Origin of the sequence: Massilia sp. ST3 (assembly GCF_018119405.1) — a bacterium.
In the GTDB taxonomy this organism is placed as follows: Bacteria; Pseudomonadota; Gammaproteobacteria; order Burkholderiales; family Burkholderiaceae_D; genus Telluria.
Genome location: NZ_JAGPWC010000002.1, coordinates 103,697 through 126,763 on the forward strand (window position 1 = coordinate 103,697; position 23,067 = coordinate 126,763).

General features: G+C 65.5%; 21 protein-coding genes. 17 read left to right on the forward strand and 4 right to left on the reverse strand.

What is annotated here, in order from left to right; all coding sequences use genetic code 11:
- Nucleotides 1–50 precede the first annotated feature (50 nt).
- Complete coding sequence (locus KBW98_RS01290; RefSeq protein WP_211518275.1) at nt 51–617, forward strand: YceI family protein; 567 nt, start codon at nt 51–53, stop codon at nt 615–617.
- Here KBW98_RS01290 and KBW98_RS01295 read toward each other — a convergent pair.
- Together KBW98_RS01295 and KBW98_RS01300 are read right to left on the reverse strand one after the other, a co-directional pair.
- Nucleotides 607–1,002, reverse strand: a complete 396-nt coding sequence (locus KBW98_RS01295; protein ID WP_211518276.1) for an MAPEG family protein — start codon at nt 1,000–1,002, stop codon at nt 607–609. The two genes, KBW98_RS01290 and KBW98_RS01295, sit on opposite strands and share 11 nt — an antisense overlap.
- Before the next feature lie 111 nt (nt 1,003–1,113).
- Entirely contained in the window at nt 1,114–2,331 is a 1,218-nt protein-coding gene (locus KBW98_RS01300; RefSeq protein ID WP_211518277.1) for a metal-dependent hydrolase, read from the reverse strand.
- Nucleotides 2,332–2,460: 129 nt separating this feature from the next.
- Between KBW98_RS01300 and KBW98_RS01305 the strand changes: the two genes are divergently transcribed.
- From KBW98_RS01305 to ccoS, 10 genes are all read left to right on the forward strand, one after another.
- Nucleotides 2,461–5,283 carry a type VI secretion system Vgr family protein gene (locus tag KBW98_RS01305; RefSeq protein WP_211518278.1) on the forward strand — a complete coding sequence of 941 codons (2,823 nt, stop codon included), beginning with the start codon at nt 2,461–2,463 and terminating at the stop codon, nt 5,281–5,283.
- Nucleotides 5,283–6,836 carry a hypothetical protein gene (locus tag KBW98_RS01310; protein ID WP_211518279.1) on the forward strand — a complete coding sequence of 518 codons (1,554 nt, stop codon included), beginning with the start codon at nt 5,283–5,285 and terminating at the stop codon, nt 6,834–6,836. Before KBW98_RS01305 ends, KBW98_RS01310 begins: the two co-directional genes overlap by 1 nt.
- A 23-nt stretch (nt 6,837–6,859) precedes the next feature.
- Nucleotides 6,860–7,840 (forward strand): hypothetical protein, encoded by a 981-nt coding sequence (locus tag KBW98_RS01315; protein WP_211518280.1) that lies wholly within the window; start codon nt 6,860–6,862, stop codon nt 7,838–7,840.
- Between the two features lie 80 nt (nt 7,841–7,920).
- On the forward strand, nt 7,921–8,799 hold the full coding sequence (locus KBW98_RS01320) for a hypothetical protein (protein WP_211518281.1): 879 nt from the start codon (nt 7,921–7,923) through the stop codon (nt 8,797–8,799).
- Nucleotides 8,800–8,955: 156 nt separating this feature from the next.
- Entirely contained in the window at nt 8,956–9,219 is a 264-nt protein-coding gene (locus KBW98_RS01325) for a PAAR domain-containing protein (RefSeq protein WP_211518282.1), read from the forward strand.
- Nucleotides 9,220–9,397: 178 nt separating this feature from the next.
- Complete coding sequence (locus KBW98_RS01330; protein WP_211518283.1) at nt 9,398–11,029, forward strand: PAS domain-containing methyl-accepting chemotaxis protein; 1,632 nt, start codon at nt 9,398–9,400, stop codon at nt 11,027–11,029.
- Between the two features lie 63 nt (nt 11,030–11,092).
- Complete coding sequence (hemN, locus tag KBW98_RS01335) at nt 11,093–12,541, forward strand: oxygen-independent coproporphyrinogen III oxidase (protein ID WP_211518284.1); 1,449 nt, start codon at nt 11,093–11,095, stop codon at nt 12,539–12,541.
- Nucleotides 12,542–12,549: 8 nt separating this feature from the next.
- Entirely contained in the window at nt 12,550–13,314 is a 765-nt protein-coding gene (locus KBW98_RS01340; protein WP_211518285.1) for a sulfite exporter TauE/SafE family protein, read from the forward strand.
- Nucleotides 13,311–15,791, forward strand: a complete 2,481-nt coding sequence (locus tag KBW98_RS01345; RefSeq protein ID WP_211518286.1) for a heavy metal translocating P-type ATPase — start codon at nt 13,311–13,313, stop codon at nt 15,789–15,791. Before KBW98_RS01340 ends, KBW98_RS01345 begins: the two co-directional genes overlap by 4 nt.
- Nucleotide 15,792: 1 nt before the next feature.
- Entirely contained in the window at nt 15,793–15,933 is a 141-nt protein-coding gene (ccoS, locus tag KBW98_RS01350; RefSeq protein ID WP_211518287.1) for a cbb3-type cytochrome oxidase assembly protein CcoS, read from the forward strand.
- Nucleotides 15,934–16,162: 229 nt separating this feature from the next.
- Here the strand turns inward: ccoS and KBW98_RS01355 are convergent, their stop codons facing one another.
- A complete protein-coding gene (locus KBW98_RS01355) occupies nt 16,163–16,561 on the reverse strand; it encodes a TraR/DksA family transcriptional regulator (RefSeq protein WP_229428906.1) in 399 nt (132 codons plus the stop codon).
- A gap of 242 nt (nt 16,562–16,803) precedes the next feature.
- Between KBW98_RS01355 and ccoN the strand changes: the two genes are divergently transcribed.
- The 6 genes from ccoN to KBW98_RS01385 are packed head-to-tail and all read left to right on the forward strand — an operon-like array spanning nt 16,804 to nt 21,906.
- Nucleotides 16,804–18,264 carry a cytochrome-c oxidase, cbb3-type subunit I gene (ccoN, locus tag KBW98_RS01360; protein WP_211518288.1) on the forward strand — a complete coding sequence of 487 codons (1,461 nt, stop codon included), beginning with the start codon at nt 16,804–16,806 and terminating at the stop codon, nt 18,262–18,264.
- 16 nt (nt 18,265–18,280) lie between these two features.
- Entirely contained in the window at nt 18,281–18,895 is a 615-nt protein-coding gene (gene ccoO / locus KBW98_RS01365; RefSeq protein WP_211518289.1) for a cytochrome-c oxidase, cbb3-type subunit II, read from the forward strand.
- Nucleotide 18,896: 1 nt separating this feature from the next.
- Nucleotides 18,897–19,061: a cbb3-type cytochrome c oxidase subunit 3 gene (locus KBW98_RS01370; protein WP_211518290.1), complete on the forward strand. Its 165-nt coding sequence runs from the start codon at nt 18,897–18,899 to the stop codon at nt 19,059–19,061.
- Complete coding sequence (ccoP, locus tag KBW98_RS01375) at nt 19,054–19,992, forward strand: cytochrome-c oxidase, cbb3-type subunit III (protein ID WP_211518291.1); 939 nt, start codon at nt 19,054–19,056, stop codon at nt 19,990–19,992. The genes KBW98_RS01370 and ccoP overlap by 8 nt, the downstream gene beginning before the upstream one ends.
- Nucleotides 19,989–21,368: a cytochrome c oxidase accessory protein CcoG gene (ccoG, locus tag KBW98_RS01380; RefSeq protein ID WP_373888882.1), complete on the forward strand. Its 1,380-nt coding sequence runs from the start codon at nt 19,989–19,991 to the stop codon at nt 21,366–21,368. Before ccoP ends, ccoG begins: the two co-directional genes overlap by 4 nt.
- A 13-nt stretch (nt 21,369–21,381) precedes the next feature.
- Nucleotides 21,382–21,906 carry a FixH family protein gene (locus KBW98_RS01385; RefSeq protein WP_211518292.1) on the forward strand — a complete coding sequence of 175 codons (525 nt, stop codon included), beginning with the start codon at nt 21,382–21,384 and terminating at the stop codon, nt 21,904–21,906.
- A 7-nt stretch (nt 21,907–21,913) separates the two neighbouring features.
- On the opposite strand, the gene KBW98_RS01390 is transcribed toward KBW98_RS01385, so the two are convergent.
- Nucleotides 21,914–22,885: a S41 family peptidase gene (locus tag KBW98_RS01390; protein ID WP_211518293.1), complete on the reverse strand. Its 972-nt coding sequence runs from the start codon at nt 22,883–22,885 to the stop codon at nt 21,914–21,916.
- Nucleotides 22,886–23,067: the final 182 nt, after the last annotated feature.

Genomic DNA, 23,067 nt, shown 5'->3' on the forward strand with positions numbered 1-23,067 from the left:
GGACATGTTGCTGCCGCCCGACGCGACCATACAAAGAAACGGAGCCCTGAATGAAGAAACTGTTTGCCCTCCTGCTCGCCGCCGGCGTCTCGCTGAGCGCCGCCGCCGCCCCGGAAACCTATGTGATCGACGGCAGCCACACCTATCCGCGCTTCGAGTACAGCCACTTCGGCTACTCGAACCAGGTGAGCCGCTTCGACAAGACCAGCGGCAAGATCGTGCTGGACCGCGCCGCGAAGAGCGGCTCGGTCGACGTGGTGATCGACGCCACCAGCGTCGACAGCGGCTTCCCGGTGTTCAACGGCCACCTGCAGGGCGAGGACTTCTTCGACACCAAGAAATACCCGACCATCACCTTCAGCTCGAACAAGCTGAATTTCGAGGGCAACAAGCTGGCCTCGGTCGACGGCAAGCTGACCATCAAGGGCGTGAGCAAGCCGGTGCGCCTGGACGTGACTTCCTTCCACTGCATGCCGCACCCGATGCTCAAGAAGGACGCCTGCGGCGCCAACGCGGTCACCAGGATCAAGCGCAGCGAATTCAACAACGGCAAGTACGCGCCCTACGTCAGCGACGACGTGACCCTCACCATCGCGGTGGAAGCGGTCAAGGAATAAGGATCGCCGCCAGCACCATCCCGAGCCCGGCCACGGACACGCTCCACACCAGGGTGCGCAGCGCCGGCACCCCGGCCGCGTACAGCGGCACGTAGACGATCCGCCCGAGCAGGTAGAGCCAGCAGCCCCACCAGGTGAGTTCGCCCAGGCGCCCCGCCACGTGGGCGACCAGCACGGCGGCAGCGAACAGCGGCAGGGTCTCGAACAGGTTGCTCTGGGCGCGCTGCAGGCGCGCCGTTACCGGGCGCGGCGGCGGCGCCTCGCCGTCGCGCGCACCCACGTTATAGGCTGGGCCCGTCTCCTGTGTGCGCAGCAGGGCCGGCAGCAGGATCTGGATGATGGCCAGCACCAGGGTCCAGCCCAGGATCGTCAGTTCGGTATTCATCGTCACTCCCTTCGCTCGTCGGCATCAGGCCTGCGGCTTGCCATTACGGCAAGCTGTAGCGCGATCATACTCTTCCACGCGCATGGCAGGCCCACGCTTTCGGGAGAGACCTTACTTTTCCAGCCCCAGCAGGTCGGCGCGCGGGCGCCCCCATTCCGGCACCGGAGATGGACAGGGCTGGCTGGCCAGCTGCGCATACGGGAGCGTGGAAAAATTCGGCTGGTCCGGCGCACCGAAGCGCAGGTCGGTGGCGCTGCCGTCCGCCAGCGACGGGGCGCGCGCGAAACGGGTCCAGGCGTCGAAGTGGCAGTTGGTTCGCCGCAGCGCGCGCAGGGCGGCCAGGCTGCCCGTTTCCTCACGCTTCCAGGCCAGCGCCGCTTCGCGCGCACCCGGCTGGCCGCCGAAGCGCAGCGGGCACCGCGCCACTGGATTGAGCGCCGGCGCCAGGCTCAGCACGCCCACGCGCAAGGTATAGCTGCCGGCAGCTGCGTCCTCGGTAACGGCGGCAAAGGCCCAGCACAGCGGATTCGAAGGAAAGGCCGACAGCGGCAGGTCGAGCACGCGGCCGCCCGGCTCGCGCTCGGCCAGCGCGGCCCTGACCTGTTCGCGCGCCCGGTGCGCGCCCGCGGCCTGCACGCCGACGAAGGCGACGCAGGCCAGCACCCCGGCCAGCAGGGCGGCGGCCCCGCCGCGCCGCGCGGCCAGCATGACCGCGGCAGCGACGCCGGCCAGCAGCACCAGCGAGCCCCACTGCAGGAAGCCCAACCAGGCGAAGGCGAGGAACGCCGCGCCGAGCAGAGCCAGCACCGGCCAGCGCCGCCCGCGCGCCGCCACCATGGCCATCCCGACGCCGAAGGCGGCCCAGAACACCGGTTCGATGATGAAGACCAGGTCGCCGTACACCCAGCGCGGATCGAAGGGGTGGAAGGGATGGATACCGTAGACGTTGAGGCCGTCGAAGCCCAGGTGCAGCAGGACGCCCAGCACGCCGGCAGCCAGCAGGCCGCGGCGCGCCGTGCGGCTCTCCTGCGCCAGGCGCCGCACGCCGGGCCACAGCAGCCATACCAGGGCCAGCAGCAGCGCCACTTGGGGCAGCCCGTAGAGCAGGGTGTGGGTATGGCCGCGGTGGTGCATCAGGTAGCCTAGCGGCGGCGCCAGCAGTGGCGTGAGCACCAGGTCCAGGTCGGGGAAATTGCTAGCCAGCAGGCCGGTGACGAGCAGGGCGCGGCGGCGCGTACGGCCGCGCCCGGGGTCGGGTTCGGCCGGCAGCGCGCGCTCGACCAGTTCGCCGAGCGCGAGTCCGACCAGGGAGTGGGTCAGGTTATCCATTGTGGGTGAGTGATCGCTGGGGCGTCCGCCTGGGTCTTGCGTAATGTTTGCAATGATAAACATCAACGTGCGGAAGTGTCTCAAATGGCATGTTTCTAGTTCAAGTATTTCCTCAGGATGAGAACTCTCATGGATTTGCTGAACGTGGCCACGCTCGCCTCCGGACTAAGCCAAGCGCACCGGCCGATCCGCCTGCGTCTTTCGCATCGAAACGCCGTCCTCGACAACGTTCTTCACATCGGGCATGTCGTCGGCCGTGAAGTGCTGTGCGGCGGTATGGAATACCGGTTGTTTTGCGTTTCCTCGCAAGCGAGCTTGCCTTTGAAGGAATTCATCGCCTTGCCTGTGGAGCTGCAGTTCGTAACCGACCGTGGTCGATTGCGCTCAGTGTGCGGCATCGTTGCAGAGGCGTCCGCTGGACAAAGTGATGGTGGCTTGGCTTCCTATCAGCTGGTCTTGCGTGACGCCTTGGCGTTGATGGAACAGCGCATCAACACGCGCGTCTTCCGTCACATGAACGAAGTCGATATTTCCGCCGCCCTGGTACGCGAATGGCGTTCGCTCAACCCCATCCTCGCGCAGGGATTCGAGCTCGATACCTCCGGCATCAAGGCGGCCTATCCGGCTCGTGAATTCACCATGCAGTGCAACGAATCGGACTCCGCTTTCCTCCGGCGCTTATGGAAACGACAGGGGATTGCCTGGTTCAACCGCCCGGGCCGAGCGAGTGTCGGTAATGGCGGAGGTATGCCTGCCCACACACTGGTGCTGTTCGACGCGCCACTGTCGCTGGCCGAGAATGCCGCCGGCACGGTTCGCTTTCATCGCGATGCCGGCACCGAAGCCCGCGATGCCGTTTTCAACTGGAGTGCTGCTCGTTATCTGACCGCCGGAAGCGTCACCCGGCAAAGCTTCGATTATCGCCAGGGCGGGATGATGTTTGCGCAGTCGCCAACGACCATGCAACAAGGCGAATCAGGCGACCGATTCGCATCCAGCCTGGACGATCACCGGATCGACGCGCCGCATATCGGTGACGATGGCGATGACTATCGCAGGCTGGGTGACCTGCATATACGACGCCGGGAATACGAGGCGAAGTGCTTCCGTGGCGAAAGCGGCGTGCGCGACCTGTGCGTCGGCGAGTGGTTCCGTCTTGACGGTCATCCGGATATCGATACCCACCCGGATGACGAGCACGAGTTTGTCGTGACGGAGCTGTCGCTGGTGGCGGAAGGGAGTCTTCCCAGGGATATCGACGAACGGGCACAGCGCCTGTTCGCCGCGAATGCCTGGCATCAGCACGGTACCCGCTTTGCCCTGGAGCAGGCGAGCGGTGAGCGCGATGTCAAGTACACCAACCGCTTCGCATGTGTGCGGCGCGGAATCCCGATCGTACCCGCCTACGATCCGAGCGTCGATCTGCCGCCCGTGCGCCTGCAGTCGGCGATTGTGGTCGGACCGCCGGGCGAGGAAGTCCACTGCGACGAACTCGGACGCATCAAGCTGCGGTTCCCCGGGACGCGCGAACAAGACCATCAGGGTGGAGCCGGCGCCAGCAATACCGACCGGGATTCTGCCTGGGTACGTGTCGCCTCGCACTGGGCCAGCGACCGCTGGGGAAACATCAGCCTGCCACGCGTCGGGGATGAGGTGCTGGTTGATTTCCTGGGAGGAGATCCGGACAAGCCCATCGTCGTGGGCCGTGTGTATGGTGGAGTGGCCGCCCCGCCCACGTTCAGCCACCGAGGGGAACTGCCGGGCAACCGCTTCCTCGCCGGCATCAAGAGCAAGGAAGTGCAGGGTGTGCGCCACAACCAGCTGCGGCTGGACGACACGCCCGGTCAGATCAGTGCGCAACTGGCGAGTGAACATGGGCATAGCCAACTGAACCTGGGTTGGCTAACGCACCCCAGGAGCGGCGGCGAAGGGGAGGCGCGCGGGGAGGGCGCCGAATTACGCAGCGATCAATCCGTCGTCGTACGCGCGGCGAAATTGATGTTGTTGACGACGCAGGCGATGCTCGGGGCGACAGGCAAGCAACTGGAGCGTGAGCCATTGCAGGCGCTGCTGGAGGGGTCGCAGGCCTTGCTCAAGGAACTGGGTGAGTTCGCGGAACAGCACCAGGCGATGCCGGTCGACCTGGCGCCGCACGAGCAGTTGGCGCAGGACTTGAAGAATGCCGAGCAAGGCGGTTCGCCGCTGATCGCCCAGTATGCCGAGGGCGGATGCGTCAACGTGACGCCGAAGTCGATGGTCAGCTACAGCGGACGCCAGCAAAACATCCTGGCGCAGCAGCATATCCAGGCCGTGGCAGGTCAGCGTGTGAACATCCATGCAGGCAAAGGCGTGTCGCTGTTCGCGCATCAGGACGGCATGAAACACATTGCCCGTGCGGGCAAGCTGGAACTCCAGGCGCAGCAGGACAGTATCGGCATCGCGGCCGACCGCGACGTCAGGATCAGCGCCAGCCAGGGCGAGGTCGTGATCGCGGCCCAGAAGAGCCTCACGCTGTCCTGTGGCGGCGCCTATCTCAAGATCGCGGACGGCAAGATAGAACTCGGCTGCGGCGGCGAGTTTACCGTCAAGGCCGGCATGCACAAGTGGGCCGGGCCGGCCCGGCAAGACACGGAGCTGCCTTTCTTCCCGGCCGCGGAGCACACGAACTGGTTGAAACTCGATCTGGACGGTCATCACGGGGCGCCCATGGCCGGTGTGCCCTACACCTTGTTTTTCGCAAACGGCCAGCAGAAGAAGGGCACGCTGGACGGCAACGGCATGGCCGAAGAGCGCAACCTGCCGGACACGATTGACAAGGTGGTGTACCAGAATTCTCCAGCCGCCAAAGACGAGTCGCGGCCGACAGTCGGCGACCTGCTTTCCAAGCTCGAACCCCTGATAGCTCGAGAACCGCACATGGTGAATGCACCCCAGGATCGGGGAGGTGCATAGTGGAGGCCACCGACGATACGCTGGATGCGCTGAACGAAGTCCACGGACAGGAAAAGCCGGACGATGTCGGGCTTGGCGAGTGGATCTGGGGAGCGCTGCAGGGCGATTTCAATCCCGAGCGGTCAGCCGGGCAGATCGGATTCGACATGGTGGTGTCGCTGTTCCCGATTGTCGATACCGTGTGCGATCTGCGCGACCTCTGCGCGAATATCCGGCAGTACCGCAAGGATCCGTCCAACAAGGTCACCCTGTTCTTTATCGCGACAACGGCGGTCGGCTTCTTTCCGGAGATCGGCACCGTCGTCGAGAGCGCCTTGCGCCTGGTATGGGTGTACCTGAAGCCGCTCATCAAGCATGCGGACGATATCACCAGCACGACCAAGCTGGCGGCTGCCGCCAACCGCGCCTGCGACGCCGCGCTGACGAAGATCACCGAGTTCCTGCAGCATAACCGCGTGGCGAAATGGACGACGGATGGGAAACTCCCGGATATCTACCAGTTCGTTGCGAAGACCATTCGCGAAGCAGCGGACAAGATGAATCCTGCAATGCTCGGGCGTCTGCTGAACGACAAGTGCAACGACCTCAAGGCCTTGTTGGACAAGATTCGACCAATTGTGCCGAGCACGATTCGCGAGCAGATCGACGACCTGTTGAAGTTTGTCGAGGCGAAGCGGCAGATCATGTGCAGCGCGATCCAGACGATTGCCCAGCCGGTGCGCACGGTGCTGAAGGTCATTGCCAAGAGACTGGATGACAAGGCGTGGCAGGTGCAGACCTATCGAACGAACCGGGGGTGGATCGCGCCGATCTCCGAATCAGGATCGGCAAGGCTGATCAATGCGAAGCCGCCGAAATGGGTGAAAAAGCAGTCCGGTAACCTGAAGTTTCCGCCGGAGAACCCAAACGATCTGGATATTCAAGCGCTAATCAAGGCTCATCCAAGTCACCCGCCGCTCCAACCCTGGACGATCGAAACGTTTTCGAGCGCGGGGGCTGGATTGCGGGCCGATGCGATCAAAGGACCTGCAAAACTTTACCGCATAGTCGATCCTTCGAACGAAGGAGCCGGCGTGTTTTGGATATCGGAAGCGGAATTCAAGGCCATCAAGAATCGGGATCAATGGCGTAGTCGATTTGCCGTTAAGCCCGAATGGAACCAGAATGGCTGGGTTGTGGAGTACGAAATCAAGGCTGGTGAGTCTCTGCCCGTCTGGCGGGGTCCTGCGGCTAGTCAGGAACTTAAAGGAACCGACTATTGCTTGGAAGGTGGCGGCGAACAGATCGTATTCTTTCCGGGTAGCCGGGACGAGATGGTTCAGGCAATGCCGAGGATAAATCCGAACACCGGGATGCCGATTACCGATCATGCTAGCAATGTGGATCGCAGAGTCGAGTTTTCTGACCTGACCGGCGAGTTGGCTCCCACAAAACTACGCGCGCGAATTACAGATCCGCATATTAAGGGGCCGATCGAAACTGGGTGGGGAGCGACTGACTATACGCCGCAGGAGGCCCGCCGAATTTTGCTCACTGTACCAGCCGCACCGTAACATATTCGACAAGGAAGAAAGATATGCGCCATCTAAACCTGGAAGCCGCTATCTGGAGTTTATTCACTTCGACAGAATTCTTCGAAGGGGCGGCACGAGAGTGCGACGTAACCGTGGAATGGTTCGGCCGGCTTGCGACCTCTCGTAAGGTGGCAAATTTCGGCAGGAACAATCAAATCTTCGATACATTTAAGACAATGGCTGCCGATTTTAGGCGCGGTGCAGAACTCGCCAAGTTCGGTGATTATCGATTTATATGGGATACCGCCCGTTGTGTTAGAGGTGACGTGCGCGGCATGATGGAACAACCGTTGCACAGCTGGATGGCCGAAGCTGAATACAAGGATTTTACGAACATTAGAGTTGGTCGATTGTCTGACTATGCCAGGCTGATCAAACAGGCACTTGTCAATGCAATGGTAGGTGCAGAGAGTTTCTATAATTCCGATCCAGATTACGCTGATCGGAGAAATGATGATGATGCCTTCCCGGGAGACGAAATTGTCGGAGTTTATGAAAGAAGTTTCGGTTGGCACAAGGAGCCGCTATTCCGCAGCCTGCCTGATCCACTTCCGGAATATGTCATCGACAGGTCGATCGCGTGCCGAACTGGAGATGAGGTTCCGTGGACCGGTGTCTGGTATCCGGAAACCGGTCTCGAACAGCATAGTCTGACATTCGCGGTCAAGGAACTCCAAATGCAACCTGTGTATCGGGTAATCAAAACAGTAGAGGAACGAAAGCGGGAAAACGAGGGACAAAGGTTTTCTAGACCAGAAACTATTGCCATTGCCACTGTATGGCATCCGGTCATTCCGTCCGCGCGTCAAGCTGTGACTGGAGAAGATCTGCGAGCGAAGGCGGGTGAGGCCTGTCCTAAAGCAGGAATCTGGCAGCCAATGGATATAGACAAATTACCGCGGAGTTATCAAGCAGGTGAAAAAATGGCCAGCCTCGGATCTGCATATGGGCTAACCGTTTGGCGGTGGATCGCAGATTGCTAGAGTGGTGATGTAGGTGGTTAGACTTTGCGTTGGATTCACGATAAGTAAGCTTAATTGCAGCCGATAGGTACTTCGATATCATGCGAAATTTAAGTCTGGAAGCGGCACTTTGGAATTGTTTTGCTTCGCCAGAGTTCTTCGATAGGGCCGCCAGCGAGTGTGAAGCAATCATGGAGTGGTTCGGTACACTCGCCGTTTCGAAGCAAGTTGCGAATATCGGCCGGAATAATCAGATCTATGACAAGTTCGCGAAACGGGCGCGCGAATTTCGACATGGCGCCGAGCTAGCGCGACTAGGCGACTACCAGCTAATATGGGATATTGCGGATTTAATTCGCGGTGATGTGCGCGGTATGATGGAGCAGCCGCTGCATGCTTGGATGACTGAAGCCGAATACCGAGAGTTCTCGGATGTCAAGATCAGCCGGCTACTGGCCTATTCCGATCTAATCAATCGCGCGCTCACAAATGCAATGGAAGGGGCAGAGAGTTTCTTTGACTCAGACCCCGAGTTCGCCGAGCGACGAAACGATGATGATGCCTTTCCAGGCGATGAAATCGTTGAAGTGTATGAAGAAAGTTTCGAATGGTTTACGGAAGCGCTGCTAGACCGGCTTCCTGACCCACTGCCGGAATATGTGATCGATCGATCGGTCTCATGCCGCACTGGCAAGGAAGTGCCTTGGACTGGTGTCTGGTATCCAGGCACAGGGCTCGAACACCACACTCTGGTATTCGCGGTCAAAGGGCTGAGGATGCAACCGGTGTATAGGTTCATCAAAACCGCCGAGCAACGAGAATTTGAAAATAAGGACAAACATTCTTCATGCCGGAAACGCTTGCGCTTGCCACCATTTGGCATCCAGTTATCCCCTCTGGTCGTCAAGCGGTGCAGGGCGAAGAACTGCGGGCGAAGGCTGGCGAGACTTGCCCAAGAACGGGTGTCTGGCAACCAGTAGATCAATGGGCCGCGCCACGGTTCTATCGGGAGGAGAGCTGATGACTGGTCTCGGACCTGCGGATGGATTCTCGATATGGCGTTGGCTCTCGGATCAGTGAGACTGGCGAATCACTGTCGAACATGCGGTACCTCACTCATTGTCTTAAGGACCGATATGAAAGGTGTGATTCGACTCGGCGACTCGACCTCCCACGGCGGCAAAGTGATTGCCGCTTCCCCTACCGCGTTCGTCCACGGCGTTGCGGTAGCGCGGAAGGGAGATGCCTGCTTTTGTCCCGTCAACGGGCACTCGCCATGCACGATCGCCGAGGGCGATCCGCTGGTGCTTGTCGATGGCATTCCAGTGGCCTTCCAAGGTCACAAGACCTCGTGCGGCGCGACGCTCATCTCGTCGGCGCCGACCACTGTCAAGGTATGACCTTTAGCCAGACAGAATCGCGCGCGGACCAGCGTCGAGCGTTAACTCTCGAATAACACTTCTCGATTTATACCTTTCCCTTCTCGGCGCTTTTTGATGCAGGTCAAAAAAATTGTGAATGCCGCTCAGTAGAATGCAAGCCTTGAATTTTGCTGTAAAGCAACACAAGGAGAGCGTCGTGCGCAATAACCAGCCGGTCACCGGTATCGAGTACCTGTTGAAGGAAGGCCAGTCCATCGTGTCGAAGACCGACACCAGGGGCCGTATCACCTACGTCAACCCGAGCTTTGTCGAAGTCAGCGGCTTCGACGCGTCCGAGCTGCTCGGCAAGGCCCACAACGTGGTGCGCCATCCGGACATGCCGCCGCAGGCCTTCGCCGACCTGTGGCGGACCCTGCAGGCGGGCGAGCCATGGACCGGCATGGTCAAGAACCGCCGCAAGAACGGCGACTTCTACTGGGTTGTGGCGAACGTGGTGCCGGTCAAGGAAGACGGCCAGCTCACCGGCTACATGTCGGTGCGCACCGCGCCGACGCGCGAGCAGGTGCGCGCCGCCGAAGAGCTCTACCGCAAGATCCGCAGCGGCGAAGCGCCCGAACTGGTAATCCTGCGCGGCCGGGCCGTCCGCGGCGGCTGGCGCCTGCGCCTGGCGGGCCTGCGCGAGCTGCCCCTGACCCGCCGCCTGGGGCTGATGATGTCGGCCCAGGCTGCGCTGATGGCCGGGCTGGGCGCGACCTCCGCCAGCACGCCCTGGCAAGTGCTGGCGGCCCTGGGCACCGTGGCCACCCTGGCGGCCTGGGCCGACCTGCACCGCAGCATCGCGCGTCCGCTGGGCGAAGCGACGGGCGCCGTCTACGCGCTGGCGGGCGGCGATCTCGCGACTGTTGTGGAAGCGGACGGCCGCGGCGAGATCGGGCGGCTGCAGCTGGCCCTGCGCCAGCTGAACATCAACCTGAAGGCCATCGTCGGCGACGTGCGCCGCAATGTCGGCTCGATCGAGCAGGCCACCCGCGCCATCGCCGCCGGCAACAGCGACCTGGCGGGCCGCACCGAGGCCCAGGCGGCAAGCCTGGAGCAGACCGCGGGCAGCCTGGGCCAGATCGCCGCGGCCGCAGGCCATAACACCGACAACGCGGTGCGCGCCGACGCCCTGGTGGTGGGCGCCTCGGCCGTGGCCGAGCGCGGCGGCGACGCCATCAAGCGGGTGGGCGACACCATGGGCCTGATCAGCCAGTCCTCGGCCCGCATCGCCGACATCATCGGCCTGATCGACGGCATCGCCTTCCAGACCAATATCCTGGCCCTGAACGCGGCGGTGGAAGCGGCCCGCGCCGGCGAGCAGGGGCGCGGCTTCGCCGTGGTCGCGGGCGAGGTGCGCAGCCTGGCGCAGCGCTCGGCCGCCGCGGCCAAGGAAATCAAGGCCCTGATCGACACCTCCGGCCGGCACGTGGAGCAGGGCGACGCCCTGGTGGGCGACGCCGGCCAGACCATGCGCGAAGTGGTTGTCTCGGTGCGCGAAGCGGCCGACATCATGCACGCGATCACGGCCGCCAGCCGCGAGCAGGGCGAGGGCATCGCCCAGGTGAACGCCGCCATGGCCCAGCTGGACGCCATCACGCGCCAGAACGCCACCCTGGTGGAAGAGTCCGCCGCAGCCTCCGGCAACGTGGCCGAGGAGGCGGCGCAGCTGGTGCAAGCCCTGTCGGTTTTCCAGTTCAGCGGGGGGCGGAAGAGCCCGGCGGCCGGGGCCGCAAGGCGAACTCGGCCATATTTGATGCAAGTCAAGGATTTGGCCGAGGCAGATCAATAAACTGAAAGCTCATCGTGTCGCTTTGCATTTCCGCAAAGCGGCCAGCAGCTGGAGTTCATTGTCATGCTCGTTGAAGCGCTTGCGTCAAACGCCTCTTTCCCCGCCGCCCCGGCGCCCCTCGTGTTCACCCCCAGTGTCGAGTTCGACGCCGGCCTGCTGGGCCGGCTCGGCAAGTCCGGCCCGCGCTATACCTCCTACCCGACGGCCGACCGCTTCGATGCGGAATTCGGCTACCGCGACTACCTGCACGCCGTCGCCGGCGTGCGCACCCGCGGCGGCAAGCGTCCGCTCTCGCTCTACCTGCACATCCCATTCTGCGACACCGTGTGCTATTACTGCGCCTGCAACAAGATCGTCACCAGGCGCCGCGACAAGGCCGCGCTCTACCTGTCCTACCTGAAGCGCGAGGTCGAGATGCAGGGCCTGCTGTTCGCCGGCATGAACGAGGTCGAGCAGCTTCACTTCGGCGGCGGCACGCCGACCTACCTGTCCGACGAGCAGATGGGCGACCTGATGGCCCACCTGCGCCGCAGCTTCCGCTTCGCAGCCGACGCCGTGGGCGAGTACTCGATCGAGGTCGATCCGCGCACCGTGACGGCCGAGCGCGTGCACAACCTGCGGCGCCAGGGCTTCAACCGCATCAGCCTGGGCGTGCAGGACTTCGACCCCGAGGTGCAGATGGCCGTCAACCGCGTCCAGCCCGAGCACGAGACCCGCGCCGTGATCGACGCCGCGCGCGCCGCGGGTTTTCGCTCGGTGAGCATCGACCTGATCTACGGCCTGCCGAAGCAGACCCTGGACAGCATGCGCCAAACGCTGGACAAGGTGGTGGCCGCCGACCCGGACAGGATCTCGGTCTACCACTACGCCCACATGCCCCATTTGTTCAAGCCGCAGCGCCGCATCCAGGCCGCCGACATGCCGGACAGCGACACCAAGCTGCGCATGCTCCAGCTGTGCATCGAGCGCCTGGGTGCGGCCGGCTACGTCTACATCGGGATGGACCATTTCGCCAAGCCGGACGACGACCTGGCCGTGGCCCAGCGCCAGGGCCGCCTGCACCGCAACTTCCAGGGCTACTCGACCCACGCCGACGCCGACCTGGTGTCCTGCGGCGTGTCGAGCATCAGCGCGGTGGGGGCCACCTATAGCCAGAACGTCAAGACGCTCGACGAATACTACGACGCGATCGACGCCAACGAGCTGCCGGTGGCGCGCGGCGTCCGCCTGTCGATGGACGACCTGCTGCGCCGCGCCATCATCCAGAAGCTGATGTGCCAGTTCGAGCTGTCCGTGGCGGCCATCGAGCAGGCCTTTCCCATCGTGTTCGGGCAGTACTTCGCCAACGAGCTGGCCCAGCTGCGCCAGCTCGAGCGCGACGGCTTGCTTACCCTGGGTCCGGAATGGATCAGCGTCAGCATGAAGGGGCGCCTCCTGATCCGCAACGTGTGCATGGTGTTCGACCGCTACCTGGCGGAGCGCACCGGCCCGCGCCATTCGCAAACCATCTGAGGACATCCATGCACGGACTCGCCCTGTTCCCCGTGTTCCTGGTCGGCCTGTTCGGCAGCGTCCATTGCGCCGGCATGTGCGGCGGCATCGTCGGCGCGCTGTCGGTCGGCGGCGCCGCCCCGCAACCGGCGCGTCCGGCCTTCCCGGTGCCGGTGCGGACCGTGACCCTGGCGCCGGCCGCGGGCGTGGCCGCCTACAACACGGGGCGCATCGCGAGCTACATGGCGGCCGGCGCGCTGGCCGGCGGCGCCGCGGCGGGAGCGGCCAGGTTCGCTGCGCTGCCGGCCTTGCAGGAAGCTGCCTACTGGGCCGCGAACCTGATGCTGGTGGCGCTCGGCCTGTTCCTGATGGACGCCTGGCGCGGCCTGGCGCGGCTGGAGCAGGGCGGCCAGGCGCTGTGGCGCCACGTGCGCCCGCTGCTGCGCCGCGTCGGCCCGCCGTCCACGCCGGGCCGGATGCTGGCGGCCGGCGCCCTGTGGGGCTGGCTGCCCTGCGGAATGGTCTATAGCGTGCTGGCGACGGCCATGCTGTCCGGCTCTGCGGTGAACGGGGCGGCGGTGATGCTAGCCTTCGGCCTGGGCACCCTGCCGATGCTGGCGATGCTCGGCCTGGCCGGCCAGCGCCTGCGGGCGCGGCTGCAAGCGCCCCGCGTGCGCCTGGCCTGCGGCCTGGTGATCGCCGCCTTCGGCCTGGCCGGCCTGGCGCGCGCCGCCGGCGGCTTGCCCGACAGCTGGGTGCACCTGGTGTGCATCGGCGCCGGGAGCGCGGCATGAGTGCGGTGCTGGCCGACATCCTGGCCCAGGGGCGCGGCCGGCAAGCTGCGACGGCTCCCGCGGCGCCCGCGGCGTCCGTCGGCGCGGCCGCCATGGACGGCTGCTTCCACTGCGGCCTGCCGGTGCCGCACGAGAGCCGCTGGCAGGCCGTGGTGGACGGCGCGGCGCGCCCCATGTGCTGTCCCGGCTGCGCGGCGGCGGCCCAGGCCATCGTCGACGGCGGCTTTGCCGACTACTACGCCACCCGCACCGAGTACGCGGCCCAGGTCGACCTGGCCGCCCACGCGGTGGACGCGCCCGAGCTGCTGCTGTACGACGTTCCCGGCTGCGAGGGCGAGGCCACCTTCGCGGTGGAAGGCATGCGCTGCGCCGCCTGCGTGTGGCTGATCGAGCGCCGCCTGGGCCAGCTGCCCGGCGTGCAGGAAGCGGCCTTGAACGTGGCCACGGAGCGCCTGCACATGCGCTGGGATCCGGCCCTGTGCCGCCCCAGCATCATCCTGCGCACCCTGCGCGCGATCGGCTACAGCGCCTATCCCTACGATGCGAAGCAGCATGGCGAGCAGCTCGAGCGGGCCCGCAAGAAGCTGTTCCGCCAGCTGTTCGTGGCCGGCCTGTCCATGATGCAGGTGATGATGTACGCGGTGCCGGTCTACCTGGCCAGCGACGGGACGATGGACGGCGACATGACGCGCCTGATGCACTGGGCCTCGCTGCTCCTGACCCTGCCCGCGGTGCTGTACTCGGCCCAGCCCTTCTTCGCCGGCGCCTGGCAGGACCTGCGCCGCGGGCTGCCGGGCATGGACGTGCCGGTGGCGCTGGGCATCGCCGCCGCCTTCGCCGGCAGCTGCGCGGCCCTGCTCACCGGGCGCGGCGAGGTGTATTTCGATTCGGTGACGATGTTCGTGTTCCTGTTGCTGGGCAGCCGCTACCTGGAGCTGGGCGCGCGCCGCAAGGCGGCCAGCGCGCTGGAGCGCCTGCAGCAGGGCGTGCCGGCGTCGGCGCTGCGCCTGCGCGGCGACCCGGCCGCGCGCGAGTCCGAACTGGTGGCCGCCGGCGCGCTGCGGGTGGGCGACCTGGTGCTGGTCAAGGCCGGCCAGGCGATTCCGGCCGACGGCGTGATCGTCGATGGCGACACCGAGGTCGACCTGGCCCTGCTGACCGGCGAAAGCCGCACCCAGCGCAGGACAAAGGGAGAAAGCCTGCCCGGCGGCGCCGTCAACGCCGCCCAGACCATCGTGCTGCGCGTGACTTCGACCGCGACCGACAGCACCCTGGCGATGCTGGTGCGCCTGGTCGAGAAGGCCGGGCAGGGCAAGCCGGCGCTGGCGCTATGGGCCGACCGCGTGGCCGCGTGGTCGGTGGTGGGGCTGCTGTTCCTGACCGCCGCGGTGTTCTTCGCCTGGCAGGCGGTCGAGCCGGCGCGCGCCTGGCAGGCCGCGGTGGCGGTGCTGGTCGTGACCTGCCCCTGCGCGCTGTCGCTGGCCACGCCGACCGCGCTGGCGGCCGCCACCGACCGCCTGCTGCGCCACGGCGTCCTGGCGGTCAAGCCGCATACCCTGGAAACCTTCGAACGCGCCACCCACATCGTGTTCGACAAGACCGGCACCCTGACCCTGGGGCGGCCGGTGCTGCGCCAGGCGGTGCCGGTGAGCGCGCAGTCGGTCGAGGCCTGCGTGCGCATCGCGGCCGCGCTGGAAGCCGACAACCCGCACCCGATCGCCCAGGCGATCCGCGAAGCCAGCGGGCGCGCCATCGGCGTGGCCGAGCGGATCCGCTACGTGGTGGGGCAGGGCGTCGAGGGCCGCATCAACGGGCGCCTGTACCGGCTGGGCAGCGCCGCCTTCGTGGAAGGGATAGCGAGCGGCGTGGCGCGCTCGGCGGCGCCCACCGGCACCACCTCGGTGTGGCTGGGCACCGAAGGCGGGTGGCTGGCGCGCTTCGACCTGTCGGACGGACTGCGGCCGGAAGCGGCGGCGGTGGTGCAGCGCTTCAAGGACGGCGGCAAGACCGTGGTCCTGCTCAGCGGCGACGAACAGCGCGCGGCCCAGGCCGTGGCCGGCCAGCTCGGCATCGCCACCGCGCTGGGCGGCCGGCTGCCGGACGAGAAGCTGGCCTACGTGCGCACCTTGCAGGCCCAGGGCGCCGTGGTGGCGATGGTGGGCGACGGCATCAACGACGCGGCGGTGCTGCGCGGAGCCGACGTCTCCTTCGCCATGGGACGCGGAGCCGAGCTGGCCCAGCTGCATGCGGACGGCGTGCTGCTGGGCGACGGCCTGGTGCCGCTGGCCGACGCGGCCGACACCGCACGGCGCACGCTGGCGGTGATCCGCCAGAACCTGATCTGGGCCTCGGTGTACAACCTGGTGGCGATTCCGGCGGCGGCGTCGGGGTTGCTCAACCCCTGGATGTCGGGCATCGGCATGGCGGCCAGCTCGGCGCTGGTGGTGCTCAACGCCTTGCGGCTGCGGAAGGATTGACATGGAAGCCCTGTATTTGCTGATACCGCTGAGTATCTGCCTGGTGGCGCTGGCGGTGTGGGTGTTCTTCGGCGCGGCCGAGAGCGGGCAGTTCGACGATCTCGAAGGGCCGGCGCTGCGCATCCTGCGCGATGACGAGTAGGGTGGGCTGATTTCCCGCAGAGGCGGTGATGATTGGCGTGTGTAATGTCGCGCGGGCGCCGGGTGAACGCGTCGGCGGCGGAGCCGCCGACCCTTACGGGTAGAAATAGTTAGAGACGTAGGGTCGGCGGCTCCACCGTGAACGATGCGGTTCGCCGGCGCCTGCGCCGCCGACGCGGGGATCGTTGACGTATGAATCGCCGCGCCCCGAGATCGGTCGCGAGGGGCTGTCACATCGACGGCCCGCGTCCCGTGCGCTGCTCCTTCTCGGTCTGTTCCTGGCACCCGATGCACATGCGTACCGTCGGCGTGGCCAGCAGGCGCGCTTCCGGAATCTCGCAGCCGCAGGATTCGCAGATTCCCGCGCCGCCGGCTTCCAGCTTGCCGAGGGCGACGTCGATCTCGTGCAGCAGCGCCGCCTCGTGCCCGGCGAAGTGTTCCTCGTCGTGGCTGATCATTTCGGCGGTGACGCGGTCGTCGCCAGGCACTTCATGCGACAGCGGCCCGATCGCGGGCGCCTCGCCTTCGGCCGCATCGGTGCGCGCACGGACGGTGCGCAGGGTGGATTCGCGCGCCTGCTGCAGGCGCCGGGTCATTTCGTCGTGGACGGATTGCGAAAGCGGCGGCATAGCGATTTTCCTTGCGAAAGAAGAAAAACCCAAACCGAGCGGGGATGCTCCGCCTGCGAGGAACTTTGATTCATCTCAAAACGGCGCCACTGATGTTGCGGAACGACGCGCTGCTCACTCGGTAACAACACTCCGCTCTTTACCTCATCCGATGCTGAACAATTTGATTCACATCAAGGATTTTTAAGGTTCCGAAAAGCACACTCCTGACTGTCATCCATACGATTTTTCAGGAGAGCATCTTGGACAGCAGTCTAAATTATAACTACAAGATCGTGCGCCAGTTTGCCATCGCGACCGTAGTCTGGGGCGTGATCGGCATGGCCGCCGGCGTCTTCATCGCCGCCCAGCTGGCGTGGCCCGCGCTGAACTTCGACATCCCGTGGCTGAGCTACGGACGCCTGCGTCCACTGCACACCAACGCGGTGATCTTCGCCTTCGGCATCTGCGGCCTGTTCGCCACCTCCTACTACGTGGTCCAGCGCACCTGCCAGGTACGGCTGTTCTCCGACAAGCTGGCCGCCTTCACCTTCTGGGGCTGGCAGGCGGTGCTGGTCTCGGCCGCTATATCGCTGCCGATGGGTTTCACGCGCGGCAAGGAATACGCCGAGCTCGAATGGCCGATCGCGATCCTGATCACGGTCGTCTGGGTCGCCTATGCCGTGGTCTTCTTCGGCACCATCGTCAAGCGCAAGGTCAAGCATATCTATGTGGCCAACTGGTTCTTCGGCGGCTACATCCTCGCGGTCGCCGTCCTGCATGTGGTGAACGGCATGGCGATTCCCGTCTCCGCCATGAAGTCCTACTCGGTCTACGCGGGCGTGCAGGATGCCATGATCCAGTGGTGGTACGGCCATAACGCGGTGGGCTTCATCCTGACCGCCGGCTACCTGGGCATGGTCTATTACTTCATCCCCAAGCAGGCCGAGCGCCCGGTGTACAGCTACCGCCTGTCGATCGTGCACTTCTGGGCCCTGATCTTCACCTACATGTGGGCCGGACCGCACCACCTGCACTACACCGCGCTGCCCGACTGGACCCAGTCGATCGGCATGGTGTTCTCGCTGATCCTGCTGGCGCCGTCCTGGGGCGGCATGATCAACGGGATGATGACCCTGTCGGGCGCCTGGCACAAGCTGCGCTCGGACCCGCTGCTCAAGTTCATGATCGTCTCGCTTTCCTTCTACGGCATGGCCACCTTCGAGGGCCCGATGATGTCGATCAAGACCATCAACTCGCTGTCGCACTACACGGACTGGACCGTGGCCCACGTCCATGCGGGCGCCCTGGGCTGGGTCGGCTTCATCACCATGGGCTCGGTCTACTACCTGATCCCGCGCCTGGCGGGCAAGAAGCAGATGGCCAGCATGGCCCTGGTCGAGACCCACTTCTGGGTCGCCACCATCGGCATCGTCCTGTACATCGCCTCGATGTGGATCGCCGGCGTGATGCAGGGGCTGATGTGGCGCGCGGTGAACCCGGACGGCACCCTGACCTATACCTTCGCCGAAAGCGTCAAGGCCACCTATCCCTACTATGTGATCCGCTTCACCGGCGGCTTCCTCTACCTGTCGGGCATGGTGCTGATGGCCTATAACACCTGGCTGACCATGCGCGGCACCGCCAGCGTGGATGCGCGCATCCCAACCGGTCCCCACAAACCCCAGCTGGCGACGAACGCCGGCGAGCCAGTCCACGCTTGAGCACGAAGGAACCATCATGAAATTTACCCACGAGTGGATCGAGAAGAATCCCTGGCTCCTGATCGGACTGGTCCTGCTGGTCATCTCCTTCGGCGGCCTGGTCGAGATCGTGCCGCTGTTCTTCCAGAAATCCACCACCGAGCCGGTGGCTGGCTTGAAGCCATATTCGCCGCTGCGCCTGGCGGGACGCGACATCTACATTCGCGAAGGCTGCTACAACTGCCACTCGCAGATGATCCGGCCCTTCCGCGCCGAGACCGAGCGCTACGGCCACTATTCCGTCGCCGGCGAATTCGTCTACGACCACCCCTTTCAGTGGGGCTCGAAGCGCACCGGCCCCGACCTGGCGCGCGTGGGCGGGCGCTACAGCGACGAATGGCACCGCACCCACCTCGACAACCCGCGCGACGTGGTGCCGGAATCGAACATGCCCGGCTACCCCTGGCTGGCGCAGAACAAGCTGGTCCCGGCCGAGATTTTGCCGAAGATGCGCGCCATGCAGACGATCGGCGTGCCGTATTCGGACGCCGAGGTGGCTGCGGCGCCCGGCGAACTGGCCGGCAAGACCGAACAAGACGCCCTGGTCGCCTACCTGCAAGGCCTGGGCACCCAGATCAAGACGAGGAATTGAGATGGCACTGCAACAGATTTTCGACAGCGCGAGCAGCTTGATGACCGTGGTCAGCTTCACGACCTTCCTGGGCATCCTGGGCTGGACCTACGTGCTCCACAAGAACAAGGATTTCGACGCGGCGGCCGCGCTGCCCTTCGCCGACGAGGAGCAAGAGCATGGCTGATTTCTTCAACGGCTTCTGGCACTGGTACATCGCCGTCATCACGGTGCTGTCCATCCTGGGCTGCGGCATCCTGCTGTGGTCGCAGTCGGTGCACAAGGTCAAATTGGACGCCAGGGGCGAGCCGTACGAGACCACGGGCCACGTCTGGGACGAGGACCTGACCGAGCTGAACACCCCGATGCCGCGCTGGTGGATGTGGCTGTTCTACCTGACCATCGTGTTCGCCCTGGCCTACCTGGTGCTGTATCCGGGCCTGGGCAGCTATGCGGGCAAGCTGGGCTGGAATTCGACGGGCGAGTACCAGGCGGAGCTCGCCCAGGCCAAGGCCGGCTACGGCCCGCTGTTCGCGCAGTACGCCAAACAGGACCTGAAGGCGGTGGCGGCCGACCCGCAAGCCCAGGCCATCGGCGAGCGCCTGTTCCTGAACTACTGCGCCCAGTGCCACGGGTCCGACGCGCGCGGCAACAAGGGTTTTCCGAACCTGACCGACGGCGACTGGCTGCACGGCGGCGAACCGGCCACCATCAAGGCCAGCATCATGAACGGCCGCATCGGCATGATGCCGGCCATGGGCGGGGCGCTCGGCGCCGACAAGGACGTCGAGGCGGTGGCGCATTACGTCCGCAACCTGTCCGGCCTAACCGCCGACCCGGTGAAGGTCGCCTTCGGCAAGCCGAAGTTCGCCGCCTGCGTGGCCTGCCACGGCGCGGAAGGCAAGGGCAACCCGATGATGGGCGCGCCCAACCTGGCCGACAAGACCTGGCTGTATGGCGGCAGCGCCGAGACGGTAATGGAAACCATCCGCAAGGGCCGCACCAATACCATGCCCGCCTTTGGTGAATTCCTCGGCGAAGAGAAGGTGCACGTCCTGGCGGCCTACGTGTGGGGCCTGTCCAACGAGATCCCGGCCAGGACGGTGGAGGCCAAGTGAACGCGCCGAAGGAAACCGTGATCCACATGTACGCCGCGCGGGAGGAGATCTACCCGCGCGAGATCAAGGGCCGCTATGCGTCCTTGCGCTGGGCCTGCGTGTGGCTCACCCAGCTGCTGTTCTACGGCCTGCCGTGGCTCCAGATGAACGACCGCCAGGCGGTGCTGTTCGACCTGGCCAGCCGCAAGTTCTACCTGTTCGGGCTGGTGTTCTGGCCGCAGGACTTCATCTACCTGGCATCGCTCCTGATCGTCTGCGCCTACGGCCTGTTCCTGGTGACGGCGGTGGCGGGCCGCGTCTGGTGCGGCTTCGCCTGCCCGCAGACGGTGTACACCGAGATCTTCCTCTGGATCGAGCGCAAGATCGAAGGCGCGCGCAGCGCCCGCATCCGCCTCGACCGCCAGCCCTGGACCCTGGAAAAGATCGCGAAGAAAGGCAGCAAGCACCTGGCCTGGGGCGTGGTGGCCCTGTGGACCGGCTTTTCCTTCGTCGGCTATTTCACGCCGGTGCGCGAGCTGAGCTTCGAGCTGCTGGGCATGACGCTCGGCCCCTGGGAAGCCTTCTGGGTGCTGTTCTACAGCCTCGCCACCTACGGCAACGCCGGCTGGCTGCGCGAACAGGTGTGCAAGTACATGTGCCCCTACGCGCGCTTCCAGAGCGCGATGTTCGACAAGGACACCCTGATCGTCACCTATGACGCCGCCCGCGGCGAACCGCGCAACGCACGCCCCAGGACGCAAGGGGCAGGGGACTGCATCGACTGCAGCATGTGCGTGCAGGTCTGCCCGACCGGCATCGACATCCGCAAGGGCCTGCAATACGAATGCATCGGCTGCGCCGCCTGCGTGGACGCCTGCAACGGCGTCATGGACAAGGTCGGCAAACCGCGCGGCCTGATCCGCTACGCGACCGAGAACGGCCTGGCGCACAAGCTGGACGCCGCCGCTATCCGCAAGCGCATGCTGCGTCCGCGCGTGCTGGTGTATGCCGCAGTGCTGGCGGCCCTGGTGGCCGGCATGAGCCTGTCGATCGCCGTGCGCAATCCGCTCAAGCTGGACGTGATCCGCGACCGCGGCTCGATGGGCCGCGAAGTGGAGGACGGCATGATCGAGAACGTCTACCGGCTGCAGGTGATGAACACCAGCGAAGCGCCGCGCCGCCTGAAGATCGCCGTCAGCGGCATCGCGTCGGCCAAGGTGGCCGGGGAAGACATCGTCGAGATCGACGCGGCCAGCACGCGCGCGGTGCCGGTGCGGGTGCGCATCGGCAGCGGCGCGGCCGCGCCAGGCTCGAACAGGATCGATTTCACCTTGAGCGCCGTTGGCGACCCTGCTGTGCAGGTGTCGGAGGACGCGGTGTTCATCGTGCCGAAGTGAGAAGGAGCCAGACATGCAATCCGCAATCCATCCCTTGTGGCGCGACGCCACCCCTTGGTACCGGCACCGCTGGCCGTGGTTCCTGATGATCGGCCCGGTGCTGGTGCTGGTCGCCGGCGCCATCACGGCCTGGCTGGCCGTCAGCCGTCCGGACGCCCTGGTGGTGGGCGACTACTACAAGCAGGGCAAGGCCATCAACCAGGACCTCCGGCGCGACCGCGTCGCCAGCAGCCTGGGCCTGCGTTTCAGCGCGCGCCACGACGTCCGGGCCGGCCGCCTGGAGGGCCGGCTGGAAAGCCATGGCAAGCCGGTGCCGGCGCCTTTCCACATCCGCCTGGCGCATCCGACCCAGCCCGAAAAGGACTTGGTGCTGGAAGCGCTGCCGGATGCGAATGGCCGCTTCGCCGCCGCCTTGCCGGTGCTGGAGCACACCCACTGGCAGGTGGTGGTCGAAGGCGCGGCGCGCGACTGGCGCCTGGCGCGCAGCTGGAGTCCGGCGCGCCAGGACGTGCTGGCGATCGCGGCGGACGCGCGCTGAAGGCTGCTCAGGGCGCGGCCGCCTGGGCCGGCGCACGGCACAGCGGCGACTGGGAGGCGGCCCACTCGGCAGCCTGGCGCACGGCGGCACCCTCCGCTGCGGGCACCTGGACAGGAATGCCGCCCCGGATCACGGGCGCATCGCCGACGGCGTAGCGCCGCTCCGACAGCACCAGGGTCGAGCCGTCGGCCATTGGATAGACCATGTTCGCGGTCGTCAGGCCGTGCGAGGTGGCGCCGAAGGTGCGGACCCGTTCGCCTTCTCCCATCAGGGCCACCAGCAGCATTTCTCCCGCGCTCGAGGTCTGCCCGCCGACCACGACGCCCAGCGGCGTGCCGGCGAAGCGCAGCAGCGGATTTTGTCCTTCACCGCCGTGGCGCCGCTCGATCTGCTCGAGCGTCTGCGGATGGACGTAGCGCTGGCGCACCCCCTTGCGGTCCACCATGGACGCGGTGTTCCCGGCGCTGAGCAGGGGATGCATGGCCGCGAAGGGCGGCCAGGCATTGCCGCCGCGCTGCGCGCTCAGGTCGACTACCAGGGCGCAGGCGCTGGACAGCCCCGGCAGCACCGAGGCATCCGCCATGAAGCGTTTCAGGAAGGCGGGCGCCTCGACCTCCATGCTCCCCATGCTCTGGGGCGGGGTCCAGTGCAGCACCTTGCCGCCTGCGGTGTCGAGCAGGGCGAACGAGGACACCGGCGTTGCTGTCGCCAGCGCGGTGACCCGCGCCGCCTGCTGCCCACGAATGACGACGGGCGAACGGAGGAAGGAATGCCGGTCCGCGTCCAGCGTGCCCAGCAGCGCGTCGACATGCTGGAACAGCAGGCGGCGGTCGGTCTGCTCGCCGGCTGCGGCAAGGGCGGCAAGCAGCGCGGTCTTGGCCTGTGCATACTCGGCGGGATCGCGCGGCGGCAGGGCGTTCGCCTCCACCAGCTCGATCGTGCGCCCCACGACCTCCTTCGCCAGCGACGTCGGTATCATGTCCGCGGCAGGGGCTTGCGCCGCCTGGGCACGCAGTTGTAGAACGGATGCGAGAACCAGTACCGCCAGACGCGGCATTGCGCGCTTGTGTGCCATGTTGTCTCCGTCGATGAGCAGGTCTGCCCATGGTAGCAAGGAGCGCCTACGCAAGGCGGGTAAATGGGTCCGTCATCCGAGGGGCG

Excerpts from the sequence above, each read along its gene's own strand:
- KBW98_RS01290 (WP_211518275.1), top strand. The coding sequence starts at position 51 with ATGAAGAAACTGTTTGCCCTCCTGCTCGCCGCCGGCGTCTCGCTGAGC.
- KBW98_RS01295 (WP_211518276.1), bottom strand. The coding sequence starts at position 1,002 with ATGAATACCGAACTGACGATCCTGGGCTGGACCCTGGTGCTGGCCATC.
- KBW98_RS01300 (WP_211518277.1), bottom strand. The coding sequence starts at position 2,331 with ATGGATAACCTGACCCACTCCCTGGTCGGACTCGCGCTCGGCGAACTG.
- KBW98_RS01305 (WP_211518278.1), top strand. The coding sequence starts at position 2,461 with ATGGATTTGCTGAACGTGGCCACGCTCGCCTCCGGACTAAGCCAAGCG.
- KBW98_RS01315 (WP_211518280.1), top strand. The coding sequence starts at position 6,860 with ATGCGCCATCTAAACCTGGAAGCCGCTATCTGGAGTTTATTCACTTCG.
- KBW98_RS01320 (WP_211518281.1), top strand. The coding sequence starts at position 7,921 with ATGCGAAATTTAAGTCTGGAAGCGGCACTTTGGAATTGTTTTGCTTCG.
- KBW98_RS01325 (WP_211518282.1), top strand. The coding sequence starts at position 8,956 with ATGAAAGGTGTGATTCGACTCGGCGACTCGACCTCCCACGGCGGCAAA.
- hemN (WP_211518284.1), top strand. The coding sequence starts at position 11,093 with ATGCTCGTTGAAGCGCTTGCGTCAAACGCCTCTTTCCCCGCCGCCCCG.
- KBW98_RS01340 (WP_211518285.1), top strand. The coding sequence starts at position 12,550 with ATGCACGGACTCGCCCTGTTCCCCGTGTTCCTGGTCGGCCTGTTCGGC.
- KBW98_RS01345 (WP_211518286.1), top strand. The coding sequence starts at position 13,311 with ATGAGTGCGGTGCTGGCCGACATCCTGGCCCAGGGGCGCGGCCGGCAA.
- ccoS (WP_211518287.1), top strand. The coding sequence starts at position 15,793 with ATGGAAGCCCTGTATTTGCTGATACCGCTGAGTATCTGCCTGGTGGCG.
- KBW98_RS01355 (WP_229428906.1), bottom strand. The coding sequence starts at position 16,561 with ATGCCGCCGCTTTCGCAATCCGTCCACGACGAAATGACCCGGCGCCTG.
- ccoO (WP_211518289.1), top strand. The coding sequence starts at position 18,281 with ATGAAATTTACCCACGAGTGGATCGAGAAGAATCCCTGGCTCCTGATC.
- KBW98_RS01370 (WP_211518290.1), top strand. The coding sequence starts at position 18,897 with ATGGCACTGCAACAGATTTTCGACAGCGCGAGCAGCTTGATGACCGTG.
- ccoP (WP_211518291.1), top strand. The coding sequence starts at position 19,054 with ATGGCTGATTTCTTCAACGGCTTCTGGCACTGGTACATCGCCGTCATC.
- KBW98_RS01385 (WP_211518292.1), top strand. The coding sequence starts at position 21,382 with ATGCAATCCGCAATCCATCCCTTGTGGCGCGACGCCACCCCTTGGTAC.
- KBW98_RS01390 (WP_211518293.1), bottom strand. The coding sequence starts at position 22,885 with ATGATACCGACGTCGCTGGCGAAGGAGGTCGTGGGGCGCACGATCGAG.